Below are 17,040 nucleotides of genomic sequence, written 5' to 3'. Positions count from 1 at the left end.
CTCAAGTATCTGCAGACCCCAGCTTATTTACTTACCTTGAGCCATACAAACTGATACGGGCCTAAATACAATGGTTGTCGACAATCAATAGTATTTAAGGCGCATAAATCGGTCGCGATAGACTGCTGTAAGCACGCTAGCGACTCAGGATGAATGGTAAGTTCATGCTCGCTAAAGTTGGCGATACACAAACAGCGTTCACTCTGGTCTTCGCGCAGATAGGCGAAGGCGTGCTCATTTGGTGCGGGTAAAAACTCAGTGCTCGCCGCGCCCAATACTGCCTGACTCTGGCGAATCTCAATGAGCTGTTTTAAGGCATTGGTAATGTCTGGGTTAGGTGATGCGGCCAGTGTTTTGTCGTCAACCGCGATACGGTTAACCCACCTAGCATCGTGCTGCTTACTGGGGTCGTTCTGATAACTGTAATCATTGAGTAAGCCAAAATCGTCGCCAGCATACAAAAGGGGTACGCCGCCCACACTTAGTATAATGCTATGGACTAACAAAATACGCTTGATGGCGAGCTCAATAGCAGCGGCGTCATTTTCAGCTTGGGCACGCTCCAATCCACATAGTGAGGCTAGTGAGCCGCAGACTCGGCAATCCCCTGTGCTTGGATTCTCGCCAAAGGCAACGCCGTTAGCGAAACTGCCTGCAAAACGTCCTGTATAAAACTGATTTAAAAAGTAACGGTGGTCGTCGCCGTTGATACCAAGCTCTGCGGCAACCTGATCATCAAATGTCCAGCCAATATCATCGTGACACCGTATGTAGTTTACCCAACTGCAATGCTCAGAAATCACGCCAGTTTTTTGCATTGAGGCGGTAAGTAAACGTGTCTTTCTTGTTGCTAAGCTATTCCAGATAAGCGCCATCAACAGAGGGTTGTATGACAATTGGCATTCGTCTTTATCTATGTACTTCACTACTTCATCGGGATGCACGATTGCCTCTGACTTAAACACAACAGCAGGCGCAACAATTTGCAGGCAACGATTAAAGGCTTGGATGAGCGTGTGCGCTTTCGCTTGGTTTTCGCAATTGGTGCCCATTTCTTTCCAAATAAAGGCCAGTGCGTCCAGGCGCAAGGCGTCGCAGCCAACATTCGCTAAAAACAGCATTTCTGAGGTGATTGCGTTAAATACCTCAGGGTTTGAATAATTCACATCCCACTGAAAGCTATTGAAAGTAGTCCACACCCATTTTTTCGTTTTCGGCTCATAGGTAAAGTTGCCGCGGCGTACCTGAGGAAAGATTTCTCGCAAATTTTCTTCGTACTGATTAGGAATGGTCTTATCGTCAAACATATAATAATAAGCTTGATGCTGCTCGCTGCCAGCCTTTGCCGCCATAGCCCATTCATGCTCATCAGAGGTATGATTAAATACAAAGTCGAGTACCATATTGATACCTGCGCTGTTGAACGCTTTGGCCAATGCTTTTAAATCGTCCATACTGCCCAAGGCCGGATTAACCGTGCGGTAATCAGATACTGCATAGCCGCCATCGCTATCGCCCTCTGGCGATTTATAAAGCGGCATTAAATGGACGTAATTGATACCCATACTTTTAAAATACGGAATGCGCTTCTGCAGTTTTTTTAAATCACCGCCAAATAAGTCGACATAGCATGCCATGCCCAGCATGTTCTCTTGCTTATACCAGTCGCTTTGCGCTAGTTTTTTCTTGTCTTTATTTTTAAGTGTATTGGGCCGCTCGGCAAAACCGGTCTTGAGTGTGTTGACCAACTGCTGCAAATGGAAGAAGAAATCATATTGCCAACCGTAAACCTCATAATAGCTTTGAAACAATGACGGAAAGTGGCTTTGTAGTCGCTGCTTAAAAACCTTTTGTTGGGCAGCGCTTAAGTCGCTCATGTCTAATTGTGCAAGTATGCGTGAGAGAGTGAGATTACTTTGCTTAGCAAAATCCATCAGTGAGTACCTTTTTAAAGATTTGATGTTTGTGCATTGCGACACGAAGTGACAACGCGATGTTACAAGATATTTACATCAAATGGAACATTTGTTAGGATGCATCTTAATCGATTAAGTTGACTTTAGCAAAGGCTTCTAGCGATTTGTGTATAAGCGTAATTGATGATAAAACATAAGCTCTGTAAAGAGAGTGTGAAATTTGGAATACCATGAAAGTGCCATAAAAGCACCATGGAAGCGCCACAGTCGAACGTGAATAAACGCTTACAATCGACTGCTGGCACAACGATGGGCACAACGAAGGTCGCAACAACAAGCACAGCGCAGATGCGACGATGCCGCACCGCATGCAGTAAACATGGCAGATTGAATACCCCAATAAAACGAGGCTCGCACAAGATGCGCGAGCGATGACCTTCTCCGATGAGTCAGAAAACTGTTCACGACACATTATTTATAGCGAGCAAATAAAAATGGCAACACAATCAGAAGCAAACAATCGGCTAGTACGCTGGCTCACTTTCATGATGTTTATGATGTTCGCAATGACGTCAGACTCAGTGGGCGAAATCATTAAAGAAGTGAAAATCGCCTTTGACGTGACCAATGCTCAGGCCAGTTTGATGCACTCACTGCCCATGTTGGGAATAGCCTTATCAGGTTTATTCTTAGGCTTTTTAGCAGACCGACTCGGACGTAAACGCACCATTATTTTAGGTTTAGGGCTATTTGCACTCGCTTGCTATATGTTCATGCTGGGCAAGACCTTCTGGTTTATCGTTAGTTTAATGACCCTTTCAGGCGTCGCTGTGGGCGTCTTTAAAACCGGTGCACTTGCGCTCATCGGCGATATTTCGACCTCTAATAAAGAGCACACGTCTGCGATGAACGGAGCCGAGGCATTTTTTGGCGTCGGGGCGATAATCGGCCCCTTGATTGTTGTTTACCTTATCCATCAAGGCATTTCTTGGCAGTGGTTATACGTCGTTGCCGGCGCAATGTGTACGGTGTTGATTGTTATGGCCAGCATGGTTAATTACCCAGATCATCGCCAAGTATCAGAGCAGGCAAATACGCAGCCCGCCGAAAAAGCCTCGATGATTGACAGCCTAAAATTGATGAAAAACGGTTATGCGATGAGTTTCTCGATAGGTGCTTTTTTGTACGTCGCGGCCGAAAGTGCAATTTACGTATGGATGCCAAGTTATCTAGTGTGCGGGGCAACCAGTGCTAGCGATGCCTTCGCATGTTATCAAGATGAGTCAACGCAGTTTTTGGCAATGTACGCAGTGTCGGCCTTTTTTATTCTGCGCGCAATTGGTCGCTTTGTTGGGATGTGGGTCATGGCACGCTTTAACTGGGCCTTGATTTTAATGCTCTTTAGCTTTGCCATTATGATGTGCTTTATTGGCGGTTTGTGGGGGGGTCCTCAGGTGGCGGTATTCTTATTCCCATTAACCGGTATCTTTATGTCGGTGATATATCCAACCTTCAATTCTAAAGGGATCTCGTGTTTTCCACGAAAAATGCACGGCACAGTAGCGGGCTTAATCCTTTTTTGGACTGCGGCGGGTGCTGCAGCCGGTCCTTTTATTATGGGATTAGTGAGCGATGCGAATGGCGGTGACGCTAAGTATGGCTTTATTGTGGCAACGGTATTCACCATGATTTTATTCTTTGGCCTTTTATATAACTACATCGCTAACCCTACCGAAAAACGATTAGCTCAAATTGAGAAAGAAGAATATGGCGCCTAAATCCTATGCAGCTATTGAAGCAGGCGGCACGAAGTTTATTTGTGCACTGTTTGATGCTAATAAAAACGTGCTCGCTAAAACGCGCATTGCTACAACTACGTTTGAAGAAACTATCGGGCAAGTTATCGACTTCTATCAAGATTTAAAAAGCCAAGGTCATGATTTTGACCAACTCGGTTTAGCCAGTTTTGGGCCGCTCGATTTAAACCCAAATTCACCAACCTTCGGCAATGTGACTAAAACGCCTAAGCCGTATTGGACCGATGCTCCCCTAGGCTCCCGATTGAGCGAAACGCTCGATGTGAAAGTTAGCATTGATACCGACGTAAATGCTGCGGCACTCGCCGAGTACCGATGGGGAGCAGGGCAGGGCTTTGATGTTGTGGTGTATATTACTGTGGGAACCGGTTTTGGCGGTGGGTTAGTGGTTGGTGGCAGAACTGTGAAGGGCTTGGTGCATCCAGAAATGGGCCACATGCGAATTAAAGTACCCGAGGGCGTGCAGGGCCAATGCCCCTTTCATGGCGACTGCGTAGAGGGGCTGGCATCAGGCACCTCGATGCAGAAAATTTGGAATCAAAGCACTCAAGATATGCCGCAAGACCATCCTGCGTGGGAAACTGAAGCAAACGTATTAGGTCAGGTGTGTCATAATTTGCTCATGACATTGTCGGCGCAGAAAATTATTTTAGGTGGCGGCGTAATGCAGCAGTCTTTTTTACTGCCAAAAATCATTGAGCAAACTGAAAAAAACCTAGGCGACTATATTTGTTTTCCGCAAGACCTCGCATTGTCTGATATTATCACCGCTCCAGGATTGTCGACAGATTCAGGCCTTTTAGGCGCGCTTGCCTTGCTTGACGTTAATAAGACCTGATACGCGAATAATCATAATAGCTTGGCCGCTGACTTGCGGCTTCATAATTAAAGTAAGGGTGTGATATGTCCAAACGTAATCCATTGCGAGGTTTTGCTGATAAATGTTTAACCTATCCTCATTGGTTAGGTATGTGGTTGCTTACCACTATGTTCAGGTACAAAGTTAAGCTTGTTGGGACTGCTAAGCTTAAAATACTCGACACTGACTTAAAGCGTGTAGTGTTTTACCAAAGCAATCGAAAAAAAGTGCAAAATCATATCGGCAGCGTCCACGCTGCGGCCATGGCCCTGCTGGCCGAATCCGCAACAGGCTTTGTGGTAGGCGTTAACCTACCGGGTGACAAGTTACCCCTGATCAAGTCTATGAACTTAAAGTATGTAAAGCGCGCGCAAGGTGCACTGACCGCTGAAGCATATCTGACCGACGAACAAATCACGCGCATTCAAAATGAAGAAAAAGGGGACTTACTCGTTGCTGTAAAGGTTACTGATGAGACTGGAAACGAGCCCGTTATTTGCGAAATGAATTGGGCTTGGATCACCAAATAACGTGAGTCACCAAATAAGGTGATTCACCAAATAGTGATATTCAACAAATAACGAAAGTCACTCAATTGGCGCAGCGTAATATGACACTTTTTTGAAGAATTGCATCCACTGTGTCTTTGCTATAAGTATTTTATTGACAGCACCGATATTCGGGAGTACAACGGCAACTTGAGCAAGGCCTGTTGTAAATGTATGTTGTTTTTTAAAGTGTGGAGCAATGTGACGTGTCTAGTTTAACTAAAGAAACCCTCTTAAAGCGCCTATTTAGTGATCCTAAAAATTATCCTTATGGCTTTTCTCGCTCTGGCGATTTCTCAATTGCCGAGAGCAAGGCCCTGAACGAATACGGTTGCCTTTTTGCAGCGCTGGTGGACCGGCAATTTGCACCTTCGGATGAAGAAGACAGGCAATTTTTGGCGGCGGCCTTAGGCGAAGTTGAGCCGCAGTCTACCGCTGAGCGTGCATGGCTAAAATATCAAAAGCGTATTAATCGGCCAAAAACCGGCAGTATCTACGGCACCCGCAAAACAACGGATTCGAACAGCCGTGACGAAGATGCGATGATGGACGTTGAAGACGGTTTAGACATTGAGCTAGACGACTAAAAGCTTCGGTTAACTTTAGTCTCTATCCAGAGCTGAGCTTTGTTAATAACCGGTAAGCTCTAGAAAGCCACTCCCTGAGTGGCTTCCGCTTACGTTTACTGGCCCTTCATAATAAGGGAATCTTGCCTGGTTGTAAGCATTGAAAGTCACCGCGTTTACTTCAAGGCTCAGCCCCTGACTAGGTACCTCAACCTGCCAATTTAGTGGAAAGCGTCCATGAGAGGTGTCTTCATAGCCCTTTATGGTTAATTTGATATCACTTGGCAGCAGCGTAACACTCTCACCGTTGGCACGAATATACGTGCCGGTCTGATAATTATCATCGTCATTCAAGCGCATACTAAAGGCCATGAGCTTATCGCCATTGTGTAGATGTAGCGACATCCAATCCCAGCCTTCGGTGCTAGCATCTAGCAAGGTCGAAGTCCATTCATGATCGTACCATGCCTTGCCTTTTACCTTTATTGTACGCTTTTGTGCGGTCTCCACTGTAGCATCTAGCAATTCTATACTGCCCTCAATATCGATAAAGGGCAGCGAATAATAATGAGATGCATGTTTGCCCTCCTTTGACTTAACGCTGTATCCGTTCTCGCCATGCATAATAAAAGGACCGGCGGGTGTTAAGCGCATTTCGATATTAACACTTGAGTTGATGGAAGAATATTCGTCAGCCCCTGCGTTAGCTTGACGATTAGGCCTTATGCTTGCCGATAGCTTTGCAGGAAACATCGTGGCGTCGGGGTTGACGCCCTGCCAGCGCCAGTTATCAATTTGCATAGTGAAGAAATCGCCGAGCTCAGTATTGGTATTTACCGCGAGCTTTGTTGAGGCTTCATCTGCTTGCTGGTGCAGCGCAACAAACGCATTGCCTAAACCTCCTGGCGCAAACTTCTCTTCAAAAAAATGCGCGTTTGGCGTATGCAAAGAAGCATGCGCCATAAAGGTCTGACCAATATGCCAACTATCTTGTTGCTGTGCGTTAGTAAAGCGAAATAAAGTCCACTGGAGCGCGTATTCTTGTTGCTGTTCGTCTTCTAAATTAGCGGTTAAATACCACCATTCGATATCAAAGTCAGGGTGAGGAAGATGATCTTGAGGCAGCGCTATTACATAAGCTGGATCTGCTTTTGTTCCTTTTGCGCTAAGAAAACTTGGGTTTACTGTAGATGCTTGATTTTGCCCCTGTATCTCGTGTTTATCAATGCATGCACACAACAATAATGCACAACTAACAAGCAACGCGCTTAGTCTAAACATGCTAACTCCTGTGCCAAGCCTTTTTGAGTACGGTACATGATGGGAAGCAAAATAATTAGAGCCACAATAAAGAGACTCAGAACATAGAGTGATGCAATGCTCAGCCAATCAATCACTAAAGGGTAAGACCAATTAAACGCATGGTAGTTTATAAACTCAATTAAAATGTAACTCAGGGCAATACCAAAAGGCGTTGCGGCTAAAAGCGCAACAAAACATAAGAGTAAATACTGTTGCAATAAAATGCGGCGACATTGCCAAGCGCTTATTCCCATCGCCCGTAGCAGCATCATTTGTGCTCGACTTTGACTAAGTAAAATCACAATTGTGCTCGCTAAAGAAAGCGCGGCTACCAATAATGTGACGAGGTTTAAACCATCGGTAATTAAAAAAGTGCGGTCAAACACTTTCATAGATTCTGACAAGATATCCTCGCTGGCGTAAAACTGTGAATCGCGAATAATTCCGATACTGCCTAATTGCTCTGTAAACCTTGCAATGTCATCAGCCCCGCCAAAGACAGCAAATAAATTCGATTGCGCTATAGCTTGTGGAAACTGGTTTAAATTAAGTAAAAGCTGTGAGCTAGGATTGCCGTAGTCATAAATAATTCCGGCTATTGTGTATGTCTGGCCTGACGCTAGGGCTATGGTGCTATTTAGTTGAAGCGACTGTCGAATGGCAAACTGCTGATTCACAAATGCGCCAGTGCCCTGTTCAAACATATCCCATGCATTGTCTAGGGCTGATTCAAATACCATCGCCTCTTTAAAAGTTGCTTGCTGTGGATAGCTGACAATTTGCAGCGCTTGCTGCTTATAACGCTCATCTTGTTGATAGCGCGGAACGAGCTTTATGTTATTAGCATCTGCCAGTGCCGGTAGAGCTTGGTTATGTTCGGGGTTGTTTGAATATAAATAAAAGGGCGCGGCAAGACGCTGAGATAGCCATCCTTCGGTGCTTAAACGAAAGCTGTCGACCATTAAATTCATGCCTAAATTACTAGTAGCGGCAATAAAAAAGGCGCAGCACGCAATTTTTGTTTTCTTCGATAAAAAAACAGCCTGCGCAGCACTTAAACGCATGAGCACGGCACGTTTGGGCACTAAAGCGAATACCCATCGCAAACACAATGGGAAACTCTGTATCAATAGCCCGCAGCCGCTCAAAATAAAACAGGCTGCTCCAAGTAGTAACATGCCTAAATGCGAAGAAGTAAAAAAGATGAAGAAGGCGCATAAACCAAGTATAGCGCTGATGACAAACAGCCAGCGATTGATGCTTGTATTGTCAGCGTTTGGCTGGGTATGACTTAATGATTGATTGAGCTGCTTAATAGGAGCAAGTAAAGCAAGTGCAATGCCGGTAAGGGATATTGCGAGTACTTTTACATACAGCCCCCACCAACTGGTGTCGGTAAATCCGAGCTGAACTTGATATAAACCCTCTACTATGCCTCTAATTGTTGGCGCCACAAAAAGTGCCAATTGCGAGCCAATCCATATACCTGCCGCCGTAATCGCAAGCGCAAATAAGATAAATTCAAGGCCGTGTGCCAATAAAATTTGACGGCGTCCAACCCCGAGCTGGCGCAAAGATTTGAGCATGGCAAAGCGATTGAAAATCAGCAAATTAAAGGCATTCATCACAATGAACAAGCATACCGCAAACATCAATAAAGCCATGGCAAAGAGGTTTAAATAAAAGCTCTCGGTCATTTCTGGGTCGCTTTGCTCAGTGTCAATACTGACCAAAGAAAGATGCGACGGCAGGGATGCTCGAATGCTGGCAAGCTCTTTATCATCCGGCTTACCTAGCACAAAAATGGCGCTCAGGTTCAGCTCCGGTAGTAAGTTAAGCAAGGTGCCGATATCCATGAGCAAGGCATCTGAGAGTGCATTTACTTCAAGTAGCTGCATTGGCGGCAACAGGACAGGGCTAAGCTCTGCGTTTGACGAAGCGCTCAGCGCGAATCGGTCGCCTTGTTTAACATTTAGCTCTCGCGCAAGCTGCGGATGCATCATTACGCCCGACAACCCGAGCCCAGCACCTGCCTGAGTCAATAACCAGTCTACTGAGGTATCGGGTTGTTCATCTGTTAACGCCAAGGTTGACGCTGACGCCGATGTTGATGCTGACGACACGTCTGACGTTAATTGTGACGATAAAGATGGGCTTCTGGCAATGGAGCCCCGGGGGGCTGCATAGCTTTGATTAAGCAAGGGCAGCGCGTCTACGCCAATAAGGCTTATGCGCCGCGCGCTCAGGCGTCTATCGCCTATGTATAAGCGCTGCTTGGTTTCAGCAATTGCGCTAAGCCGATAGCCTTGGCGCCTCAAGCTCGCATAATCTGCTTTGCTAAGCGGCACTGAGGCATTAAGGGCAACAATTTGATGCCGGGCAGGCACTAAAAAACTCGCAGAGCTCCCAGTATAACTTTGCTTAGCGCCTTGGTTAATGATCAGTACCGCACTTAGGCCAGCACAAGCAATAAGCAAAGAAAGCACGACCATAAGCAAACTAAACCACGTATTTCGATAACTGGCCAAGAGCAGATTGTACACTTGCCACATGCTCACATGGCTCGCAGCCTTATCTGATGGCAAAGCGTCTGTAGAAGCTTGTTTGTGTTCACTTGAAGACTTCATTCGCGCGGGCTGTTAGATGAGGGCATGTCAACTCACTCGCACGAGCTGTTTGTTTTGCATATGCGCCTGACTATCTGCCAACTTGGCAACCGCGCTACTGTGGGTAACCAAAACCAACGCTGCATTAGCTTGTTGGCAGGTTTGGTAGAGCAACTGGCATACTTTATCTGAGTTTACTTCATCTAAATTACCTGTGGGTTCGTCGGCAAGGACAAGCCTTGGCTTGTGAGCAAGCGCCCGTGCGATGGCAACCCGCTGCTGCTCTCCACCAGAGAGCTGATTAGGCAGTTTATTGACATGCTTGGCAATATCTAATGCGTCAATCAAAGCCATAATGTAGTCATTATCGTTATAGCCATTAAGCTTGCTAGGTAAAAATATATTGTCTTGTACCGACAAACAGTCAATCAGATTAAATTTTTGAAAGACAAATCCAACGTGTTGGCGTCGATAGGCGTCTGCGTGGGTTTCGCTAAGTTCGTGCACATTAAACGACTCACCGGCATTAGTATGTGTAGTGCTGGTGCGGCTTGAAGTGCCAGATTTTAAAGCAATAGTGCCACTATCGGGTTTGTCTAAAGCGCCTATAAGGTGAAGCAAGGTAGACTTACCGCATCCTGATGGGCCTTGTATCGATAAACTCTGTCCAGCCGCTAAGCTTAAATCAACCCGTTCAAGCACCTGAATGCGTGATTCTGGCGCTTGGTAGCTCTTGGTTAATGCTTTAATTTCAAGCATTGGCATCCTGTCTGTAAACTTTTAAGTTGATACGTGCGTTATCAAGCAAAGTTTAGCCTTGATTATCAAATAGCTGCGCGGTAATCTTCAAACAAGACTCGAAGAAGTCAGGCAGTCAGTGAAACATTCACACGTCATCAAGATATCAGGCTTTACGCCAACAATAATAATAATCATCTAACGACCGCGACAAATTATTAATTTTTAGTATGAATATCCTAAAAATCTAGTATATAGGGATAAGTATTTCGCTTTTTCCTGATTTTATGTTTTTCCTTTGCGTCTAAGCGGGTATATTGCTTAGCAAGACAATGAGGCTAATAAGGAGACAATCTTGTGAGGATGATGTCTGGCGCCGCGATGGTGGTTGAAGCGTTGAAAGACGTTGGGGTAACGCATTTATTTGGCTACCCAGGTGGTGCAGTGCTCGATATTTATGATGCCTTGTTTGCGCAAGAGCATGTAAAGCATGTGTTAGTGCGCCATGAACAAGGTGCCGCGCACATGGCAGATGGTTATGCGCGAGCGACGGGCAAAACTGGCACAGTACTGGTGACTTCTGGCCCTGGAGCCACCAACACCCTAACGGGTATTGCCACCGCATATATGGATTCTATTCCGATGGTAATTTTATCGGGGCAGGTGCCGTCTATGCATATTGGTGAGGATGCTTTCCAAGAAACTGATATGGTGGGGTGCTCGCGTCCGGTGGTAAAGCACAGTTTTTTAGTTAAAAAAGCGACGGATATCCCCAAAGCCATTGCCCAAGCATACTATATCGCTAACACTGGCCGGCCTGGTCCGGTGGTGGTAGATTTGCCGAAAGACATCGTGAATGTACAAGATTCCCATCCCTACGTGTTTCCAGACGACGTCACCATGCGGTCTTACAATCCCACGCTCAAGGGTCACAGTAAGCAAATTAAAAAAGCAGTTGCAAGCTTAGTTAAAGCCAAACGCCCCATTTTGTATGTAGGGGGAGGGTCTATTGCCAGCGAGGCCGCTGAAGTTGTGACCGAATTAGCTGAAAGATTGCACGCACCTGTAACCAGTACCTTAATGGGATTAGGCGCATTCTCTAGCGTTCACGAGCAGTTTGTTGGAATGCTTGGGATGCACGGCACATTAGAAGCAAACAAAGCGATGCACAACGCCGACTGTATTATTTCTTTAGGTGCACGCTTTGACGACCGCGTGACTAACAATGTAGAAAAGTTTTGTCCCTACGCCGACATCATCCATGTAGACATTGACCCAGCTTCTATTTCAAAGACGGTGAATGCGCATATTCCAGTGGTCGGCTCGGTGAAAACAGTGGTTGAACAGATTTTGGCTGTACTAGAGCAACACGACTTATCTGAGCAAAGCGACAAGCTCGCCGATTGGTGGGAACAAATCAACGAATGGCGAGCGCGCAAGTGCCTAAATTATAAAGAAAATGGCGAAGTTATTAAGCCACAAAAAGTTATTCAGGCGCTATATGAGCATACACACGGTGATGCCTACGTCAGTTCAGATGTAGGGCAGCATCAAATGTTTGCGGCCCTGTATTATCCTTTTGCAAAACCTCGCAGATGGATAAACTCTGGCGGTTTGGGCACTATGGGCTTTGGTTTGCCTGCCGCCATGGGCGTGCAGTTTGCCCACCCTGATGCATGTTCGGTAGTGGTAACCGGTGATGGCAGTATTCAAATGAATATTCAGGAGCTTTCAACCTGCCTGCAATATAACCTGCCGATAAAAATTATTTCGCTCAACAACCGTGCGCTTGGCATGGTGCGCCAGTGGCAAGATATGAATTACAAAGGACGGCACTCTCATTCATACATGGATTCAATGCCCGACTTTGTGAAGTTAGCTGAAGCATACGGGCATATTGGCATTCGAGTCGACAAGCTAGCAGACTTAGACGACGCCATGGCACGCTGCTTTGCAGAAAAAGATCGCCTCGTGTTCATGGATATTGCCGTAGACCAGAACGAGCATGTATACCCAATGCAGATTAAATATGGTGCGATGGATGATATGAGATTGAGCAAGACGGAGCGTACGTAATGAGACGAATATTTTCAGTACTAATGGAAAACGCGCCAGGCTCACTCTCTCGCATTGTGGGCGTGTTTTCACAGCGCGGCTACAACGTTGACTCACTTTGCGTAGCACCAACCTCAGATGAGAGTCTCTCGCGCTTAACGATTATCACGCAGGCCGATAACAAAGTTACCGAGCAAATCACCAAGCAGGTGAACAAGCTAATTGATGTGTTGCGTGTGGCTGAACTTACTGACTCAGCCCATGTAGAGCGTGAACTGATGTTGATTAAAGTTGCTACTCGCACCGAGATGGCGCGCGCTGAGGTTAAGCGCAACGTCGATATATTTCGTGCGCGAGTGCTTGATGTAACTGCCCAGCACTATACCATTGAAATTACCGGAACCAGCGACAAGCTGACCGCCTTTAGCGATGTGATGACGCAGTGCGCGGAAATCACAGAGTCTGCCCGAACGGGTGTTTGCGGTCTTTCTCGTGGAGATAGAGCGCTGCGACCCTAGGACTAATCATTGACTGACAAAAAAGCAAAGTTGAGTTTCGAATAAAGATTTGGAATTTTCTTTGCTTTTTTTAATTTGTGCTACACTTTAAGTGTTTTTGGCAAAACACACGCTGTGGTTTTAGAAGGCAAGCGAACTTTAAGCATCTCACGCAAAAGCGTTAAATGGTTAAAGACGTTCGGTGCAGCAATAAGCCCATCATATGGTTGCCAGAGGCACGATTGCGCAGCGTTTTGCGTCTTTATGTTTAAAAGTTTGAGGTTTACATGTCTACAGTTACAGGCACAGTTAAGTGGTTTAACCCCGAAAAGGGTTACGGTTTTTTAACACAGGACAACGGCGGTAAAGATGTCTTTGTTCATTTCCGCGCGATTGTCGCAGAGGGTTATAAAACCCTACCAGAAGGCCAACGTGTCTCGTTTGAGGTCGAAGAAGGTCAAAAAGGCTTACAAGCCGCCAATGTTGAAATGATCTAACGCTCAGTTCATACAGCTTTAAAAAATGGCGCTTATACAGCGCCATTTTTGTATTTAGTCCTTAAAGGTTAACCGCAAGGTCACACGCGTTCAAAGACAGTCGCAATCCCTTGGCCTAAACCAATGCACATTGTTGCCAAACCAATGCTTACGTCTTGGTCTTCCATGTTGTTAATTAAGGTTGTTGAAATTCTCGCACCTGAGCATCCTAATGGATGGCCCAGAGCAATCGCTCCACCTTTTAGGTTGACTTTATCATCGTAGCTATCAATCCAGCCCAACTGCTTAATGCACGATAGCGCTTGTGCTGCAAAGGCTTCGTTAAATTCAGCCAACTGAATGTCTTCCATTGCTAGGCCAGCGCGTTTGAGTGCTTTCTTTGTTGCCGGCACAGGCCCAAATCCCATAATCGCGGCGTCACATCCTGCAACCGCCATGCTGCGAATTTTCGCTCTTGGCGTGAGGCCCAGTGATTTTGCACGCTCTGCCGACATTATCAACATCGCTGATGCACCGTCTGAAATGGCCGATGATGTGCCAGCGGTAACCGAACCGTTAACCGGATCAAACACCGGGCGCAAGGCTGAGAGCGTCTCAACGGTAGTGTCAGGACGAATGACCTCGTCAGCAGTCACAGAGACTAGCAAGCCGTCAGCATCGTGGCCTTCAACGGCAACAATTTCATTGTCCCAGCCACCATTGTTGGCAGCAGCGGCTGCCTTTTGATGAGAGCGCGCACCGAAGGCATCTTGCATTTCACGGGTAATACCGTTTTGACGTCCTAGCAATTCGGCCGTCATGCCCATGCTCCCAGAGGCTTTTGCCGTGTGCTTTGCAAGCCCTGGATGAAAATCAATATTATAATTCATTGGCACATGACCCATGTGCTCAACGCCACCAATCATATACACATCACCGCGGCCGGTCATAATGCCAGATACAGCATCGTGAAGCGCCTGCATAGACGAGCCACAAAGGCGATTAACCGTAACGGCACCTGTACTGCGAGGAATGTTAGTCAGCAACTGGGCGTTACGCGCTACGTTAAAGCCCTGTTCTTTTGTTTGCTGTACGCATCCCCAGATAATATCTTCAATTTCAGTGGGGTCGAGTTTAGGGTTACGTTCAAGCAACTTACTCATAAGGTGAGCCGATAGAGTCTCTGCTCTGACGTTACGAAAAACACCGCCTTTGGAGCGTCCCATCGGGGTACGAATACAATCAACTACTACTACATCTTTCATGTTTTAATCTCCTGTTTACTTAGGCGAAGTAAGACTTGCCAGACGCGGCCATTTCTCGCACACCGTCACTAATTTGATAAATCGGGCCAAGCTGCGCGTATTGGTCTGCAAGCTTGACAAAGTTTTCAAGCCCCATGCTCTCGATATAGCGGAAAATACCGCCTCTAAAAGGAGGGAAACCTAAGCCATACAGCAGTGCCATATCCGCCTCTGCAGCACTCGCTACAATGCCTTCTTCTAAGCAGCGAATAGCTTCGTTTGCCATGGGGATCATAACGCGGGCAATCACTTCTTCTTTGCTAAAGTCTTTACTTGCAGCAACATGCCCTTTGAATAAGTCGTAGGCCTCATCGGCAGGTGTTTTAGATGGTTTACCGCGCTTATCAACCCAATAATTATAAAAGCCTTTGCCGTTCTTTTGACCCAAGCGTTGGTTGCTATAAAGCAAAGTCACCGGGTCATTTTCGATTTTTTGCATGCGCTCTGGAATGCCGTCAGACATAACACCAGCCGCGTGGTCTGCCGTGTCCATACCGACTACGTCGAGTAAATAAGCGGGGCCCATGGGCCAACCAAATACCTTCTCCATCACCTTATCGACGGCGGTAAAATCTGCGCCATCAAGCAACAGCTTGCTAAAGCCGGCAAAGTAAGGGAATAGCACCCGATTGACTAAAAAGCCGGGGCAGTCGTTTACTACGATAGGGGCTTTCCCCATTTTAAGGGTGGCGGCCACAACAGATGCGATAGTGCTTTCAGATGTTTTTTCGCCGCGGATAATTTCAACTAATGGCATTTTATGCACAGGATTGAAAAAGTGCATGCCGCAGAAACGCTCTGGATGCTCTAGACTTTGAGCCAATGAATTAATGGAGATAGTAGAGGTGTTAGAGCAAATAATGGCGTCTTTAGCAACGGTTTGCTCTGTTTCTTTAAGCACGCTGGCTTTGACTTTTGGATTTTCAACTACCGCTTCAATGACCAAGTCTGCATCTTTGATAGCGTTCATATCGAGCGTGGGCACTATATTGTTTAAGGTGCTCGCCATTTTCTTCGCATCAACCTTTCCGCGCGCCATGCCTTTGCTCAGAATTTTTGAGGCTTCAGACAGCCCTAAATCAAGCGCCGGCTGGGCTATATCTTTCATCACAGTGTGTACGCCTTTGACCGCGCCCTGATAGGCAATGCCGCCGCCCATGATGCCTGCGCCTAATACAGCATGCTGATTCACTGCTTTAGTGGCTGCTTTCGCAAGCTTCTTGCCTTTTCCTTTCACCAACTGGTCGGCTAAGAATATACCGACTTGGGCTTGGCATGCGTCGGTCTTTGCAAGTATTACAAAACCTTCGTTCTCGAGTTTAAGCGCACCATCTCTTGCGCTAGCGGCCGCTTTTTGCACTGTCTCTACCATTTTATGCGGCGCCGGATAGTGTTTACCCGCCTGTGCCGCTACCATCGCAGCTGCAGTAGAGAAGCTCATCATGGCCTCATTGGTGTTTAACTTAAGCGGTGCCATTTTCTGCTCTCGGCGGCCCTGCCAATCAAGTTCGCCGTTAATGGCGCTGAGTAACATCTTGCGGGCACTTTGATGCAGCTTGTCAGGTGACACCACTGCATCGATAGCGCCTTCGTTTAGCGCTTTTTGTGCATCGCGGTCGCGCCCTGTGGTCATCCACTCTAACGCATTGTCAGAGCCAATTAAGCGTGGCAAGCGAACCGTACCGCCAAATCCTGGCATTAAACCGAGTTTTACTTCTGGTAAACCAATGCGAGCAGTTGTATCGGCAACGCGTAAATCAGCCGCAAGCGCCATTTCGCAACCACCACCTAGTGCAAAGCCGTTAATCGCCACAATAGTGGGGACAGGGATGTCTTCAAAATGATTAAACACTTGAGAGGTTTTAGCTACCCATGCGAGTACTTCACCGTCGGGCATGGCGAAAAGCTCGGTAAACTCAGTGATGTCTGCGCCCACTATAAAAGTGCTTTTTGCGGAGCGAACTAATACGCCTTTTACGCCATCGCTACCAACAATAGTCGCTGTTGCTTCTGCAAGTTCTGCAACGGTTTGCTTATCGAATTTGTTAACCGAACCTTGAGCATCAAAGACTAGTTCAGCAATGCCGTCATCTGTCATATTGACCGATAGACTTTTGCCTTCATACATCATGGGTATCTCCTGTGAAAATGTGTAAATAATTCTGATTAAGAATAGACCACTGATTCCGATACAAAAATGACAAACATTTAATATTCTTTGTAATATGGAACCAAGTATTAAAATTGCGGTATAAACTATGTTGCAATGATAGTACGTCATTCAAGGCAACAGCGTTTATTTTTTTTGATGATACGCGCCAATCAGCGCTGCAATGTAGCTGTCAAAATAACCCAT

13 protein-coding genes are annotated in these 17,040 nt (G+C 46.4%); 7 read left to right on the top strand and 6 right to left on the bottom strand.

The window, feature by feature from the left end; genetic code table 11:
• Positions 1-23: 23 nt before the first annotated feature.
• Positions 24-1,934, bottom strand: a complete 1,911-nt coding sequence (locus ACFO4O_RS10385) for an alpha-amylase family glycosyl hydrolase (protein WP_382408078.1) — start codon at positions 1,932-1,934, stop codon at positions 24-26.
• A 530-nt stretch (positions 1,935-2,464) separates the two neighbouring features.
• Between ACFO4O_RS10385 and ACFO4O_RS10380 the strand changes: the two genes are divergently transcribed.
• The 4 genes from ACFO4O_RS10380 to ACFO4O_RS10365 all read left to right on the top strand — a co-directional run bounded on the left by ACFO4O_RS10380 (position 2,465) and on the right by ACFO4O_RS10365 (position 5,727).
• Positions 2,465-3,694 carry an MFS transporter gene (locus ACFO4O_RS10380; RefSeq protein WP_382408323.1) on the top strand — a complete coding sequence of 410 codons (1,230 nt, stop codon included), beginning with the start codon at positions 2,465-2,467 and terminating at the stop codon, positions 3,692-3,694.
• Positions 3,684-4,571 carry an ROK family protein gene (locus ACFO4O_RS10375; protein ID WP_382408076.1) on the top strand — a complete coding sequence of 296 codons (888 nt, stop codon included), beginning with the start codon at positions 3,684-3,686 and terminating at the stop codon, positions 4,569-4,571. The genes ACFO4O_RS10380 and ACFO4O_RS10375 overlap by 11 nt, the downstream gene beginning before the upstream one ends.
• Positions 4,572-4,636: 65 nt before the next feature.
• Positions 4,637-5,122 carry a DUF4442 domain-containing protein gene (locus ACFO4O_RS10370; RefSeq protein ID WP_382408074.1) on the top strand — a complete coding sequence of 162 codons (486 nt, stop codon included), beginning with the start codon at positions 4,637-4,639 and terminating at the stop codon, positions 5,120-5,122.
• 224 nt (positions 5,123-5,346) lie between these two features.
• Entirely contained in the window at positions 5,347-5,727 is a 381-nt protein-coding gene (locus ACFO4O_RS10365; protein WP_382408072.1) for a MaoP family protein, read from the top strand.
• A gap of 42 nt (positions 5,728-5,769) precedes the next feature.
• Here ACFO4O_RS10365 and ACFO4O_RS10360 read toward each other — a convergent pair whose 3' ends face one another.
• Genes ACFO4O_RS10360 through ACFO4O_RS10350 form a run of 3 tightly spaced genes read right to left on the bottom strand, consistent with a single transcriptional unit; the run spans position 5,770 to position 10,373 of the window.
• Positions 5,770-6,987 carry a lipocalin-like domain-containing protein gene (locus tag ACFO4O_RS10360; protein ID WP_382408070.1) on the bottom strand — a complete coding sequence of 406 codons (1,218 nt, stop codon included), beginning with the start codon at positions 6,985-6,987 and terminating at the stop codon, positions 5,770-5,772.
• A complete protein-coding gene (locus ACFO4O_RS10355; protein WP_382408068.1) occupies positions 6,975-9,635 on the bottom strand; it encodes an FtsX-like permease family protein in 2,661 nt (886 codons plus the stop codon). The genes ACFO4O_RS10360 and ACFO4O_RS10355 overlap by 13 nt, the downstream gene beginning before the upstream one ends.
• A gap of 27 nt (positions 9,636-9,662) precedes the next feature.
• Positions 9,663-10,373, bottom strand: coding sequence for an ABC transporter ATP-binding protein (locus ACFO4O_RS10350; protein ID WP_382408066.1), 711 nt, complete (start codon positions 10,371-10,373; stop codon positions 9,663-9,665).
• A gap of 336 nt (positions 10,374-10,709) precedes the next feature.
• Here ACFO4O_RS10350 and ACFO4O_RS10345 point away from each other — a divergent pair, with 336 nt between their 5' ends.
• From ACFO4O_RS10345 to cspE, 3 genes are all read left to right on the top strand, one after another.
• On the top strand, positions 10,710-12,428 hold the full coding sequence (locus tag ACFO4O_RS10345; protein WP_382408064.1) for an acetolactate synthase 3 large subunit: 1,719 nt from the start codon (positions 10,710-10,712) through the stop codon (positions 12,426-12,428).
• Positions 12,428-12,925: an acetolactate synthase small subunit gene (ilvN, locus tag ACFO4O_RS10340; RefSeq protein WP_382408062.1), complete on the top strand. Its 498-nt coding sequence runs from the start codon at positions 12,428-12,430 to the stop codon at positions 12,923-12,925. Before ACFO4O_RS10345 ends, ilvN begins: the two co-directional genes overlap by 1 nt.
• A 266-nt stretch (positions 12,926-13,191) precedes the next feature.
• Complete coding sequence (gene cspE / locus ACFO4O_RS10335; protein ID WP_382408060.1) at positions 13,192-13,401, top strand: transcription antiterminator/RNA stability regulator CspE; 210 nt, start codon at positions 13,192-13,194, stop codon at positions 13,399-13,401.
• A gap of 80 nt (positions 13,402-13,481) precedes the next feature.
• On the opposite strand, the gene fadA is transcribed toward cspE, so the two are convergent.
• A complete protein-coding gene (gene fadA, locus ACFO4O_RS10330; RefSeq protein ID WP_382408058.1) occupies positions 13,482-14,645 on the bottom strand; it encodes an acetyl-CoA C-acyltransferase FadA in 1,164 nt (387 codons plus the stop codon).
• A 19-nt stretch (positions 14,646-14,664) separates the two neighbouring features.
• Positions 14,665-16,815: a fatty acid oxidation complex subunit alpha FadB gene (gene fadB / locus ACFO4O_RS10325; RefSeq protein ID WP_382408056.1), complete on the bottom strand. Its 2,151-nt coding sequence runs from the start codon at positions 16,813-16,815 to the stop codon at positions 14,665-14,667.
• Positions 16,816-17,040 lie beyond the last annotated feature (225 nt).

Origin of the sequence: Glaciecola siphonariae, from assembly GCF_042652645.1 — a bacterium.
Lineage (GTDB): Bacteria > Pseudomonadota > Gammaproteobacteria > Enterobacterales > Alteromonadaceae > Glaciecola > Glaciecola siphonariae.
This window is presented reverse-complemented; position numbering and strand designations above follow the sequence as displayed.

Bases quoted from the DNA above. Each gene is read 5' to 3' on its own strand.
- ACFO4O_RS10385 (WP_382408078.1), bottom strand. From the start codon at position 1,934: ATGGATTTTGCTAAGCAAAGTAATCTCACTCTCTCACGCATACTTGCA.
- ACFO4O_RS10380 (WP_382408323.1), top strand. From the start codon at position 2,465: ATGTTTATGATGTTCGCAATGACGTCAGACTCAGTGGGCGAAATCATT.
- ACFO4O_RS10375 (WP_382408076.1), top strand. From the start codon at position 3,684: ATGGCGCCTAAATCCTATGCAGCTATTGAAGCAGGCGGCACGAAGTTT.
- ACFO4O_RS10370 (WP_382408074.1), top strand. From the start codon at position 4,637: ATGTCCAAACGTAATCCATTGCGAGGTTTTGCTGATAAATGTTTAACC.
- ACFO4O_RS10360 (WP_382408070.1), bottom strand. From the start codon at position 6,987: ATGTTTAGACTAAGCGCGTTGCTTGTTAGTTGTGCATTATTGTTGTGT.
- ACFO4O_RS10355 (WP_382408068.1), bottom strand. From the start codon at position 9,635: ATGAAGTCTTCAAGTGAACACAAACAAGCTTCTACAGACGCTTTGCCA.
- ACFO4O_RS10350 (WP_382408066.1), bottom strand. From the start codon at position 10,373: ATGCTTGAAATTAAAGCATTAACCAAGAGCTACCAAGCGCCAGAATCA.
- ilvN (WP_382408062.1), top strand. From the start codon at position 12,428: ATGAGACGAATATTTTCAGTACTAATGGAAAACGCGCCAGGCTCACTC.
- cspE (WP_382408060.1), top strand. From the start codon at position 13,192: ATGTCTACAGTTACAGGCACAGTTAAGTGGTTTAACCCCGAAAAGGGT.
- fadA (WP_382408058.1), bottom strand. From the start codon at position 14,645: ATGAAAGATGTAGTAGTAGTTGATTGTATTCGTACCCCGATGGGACGC.
- fadB (WP_382408056.1), bottom strand. From the start codon at position 16,815: ATGATGTATGAAGGCAAAAGTCTATCGGTCAATATGACAGATGACGGC.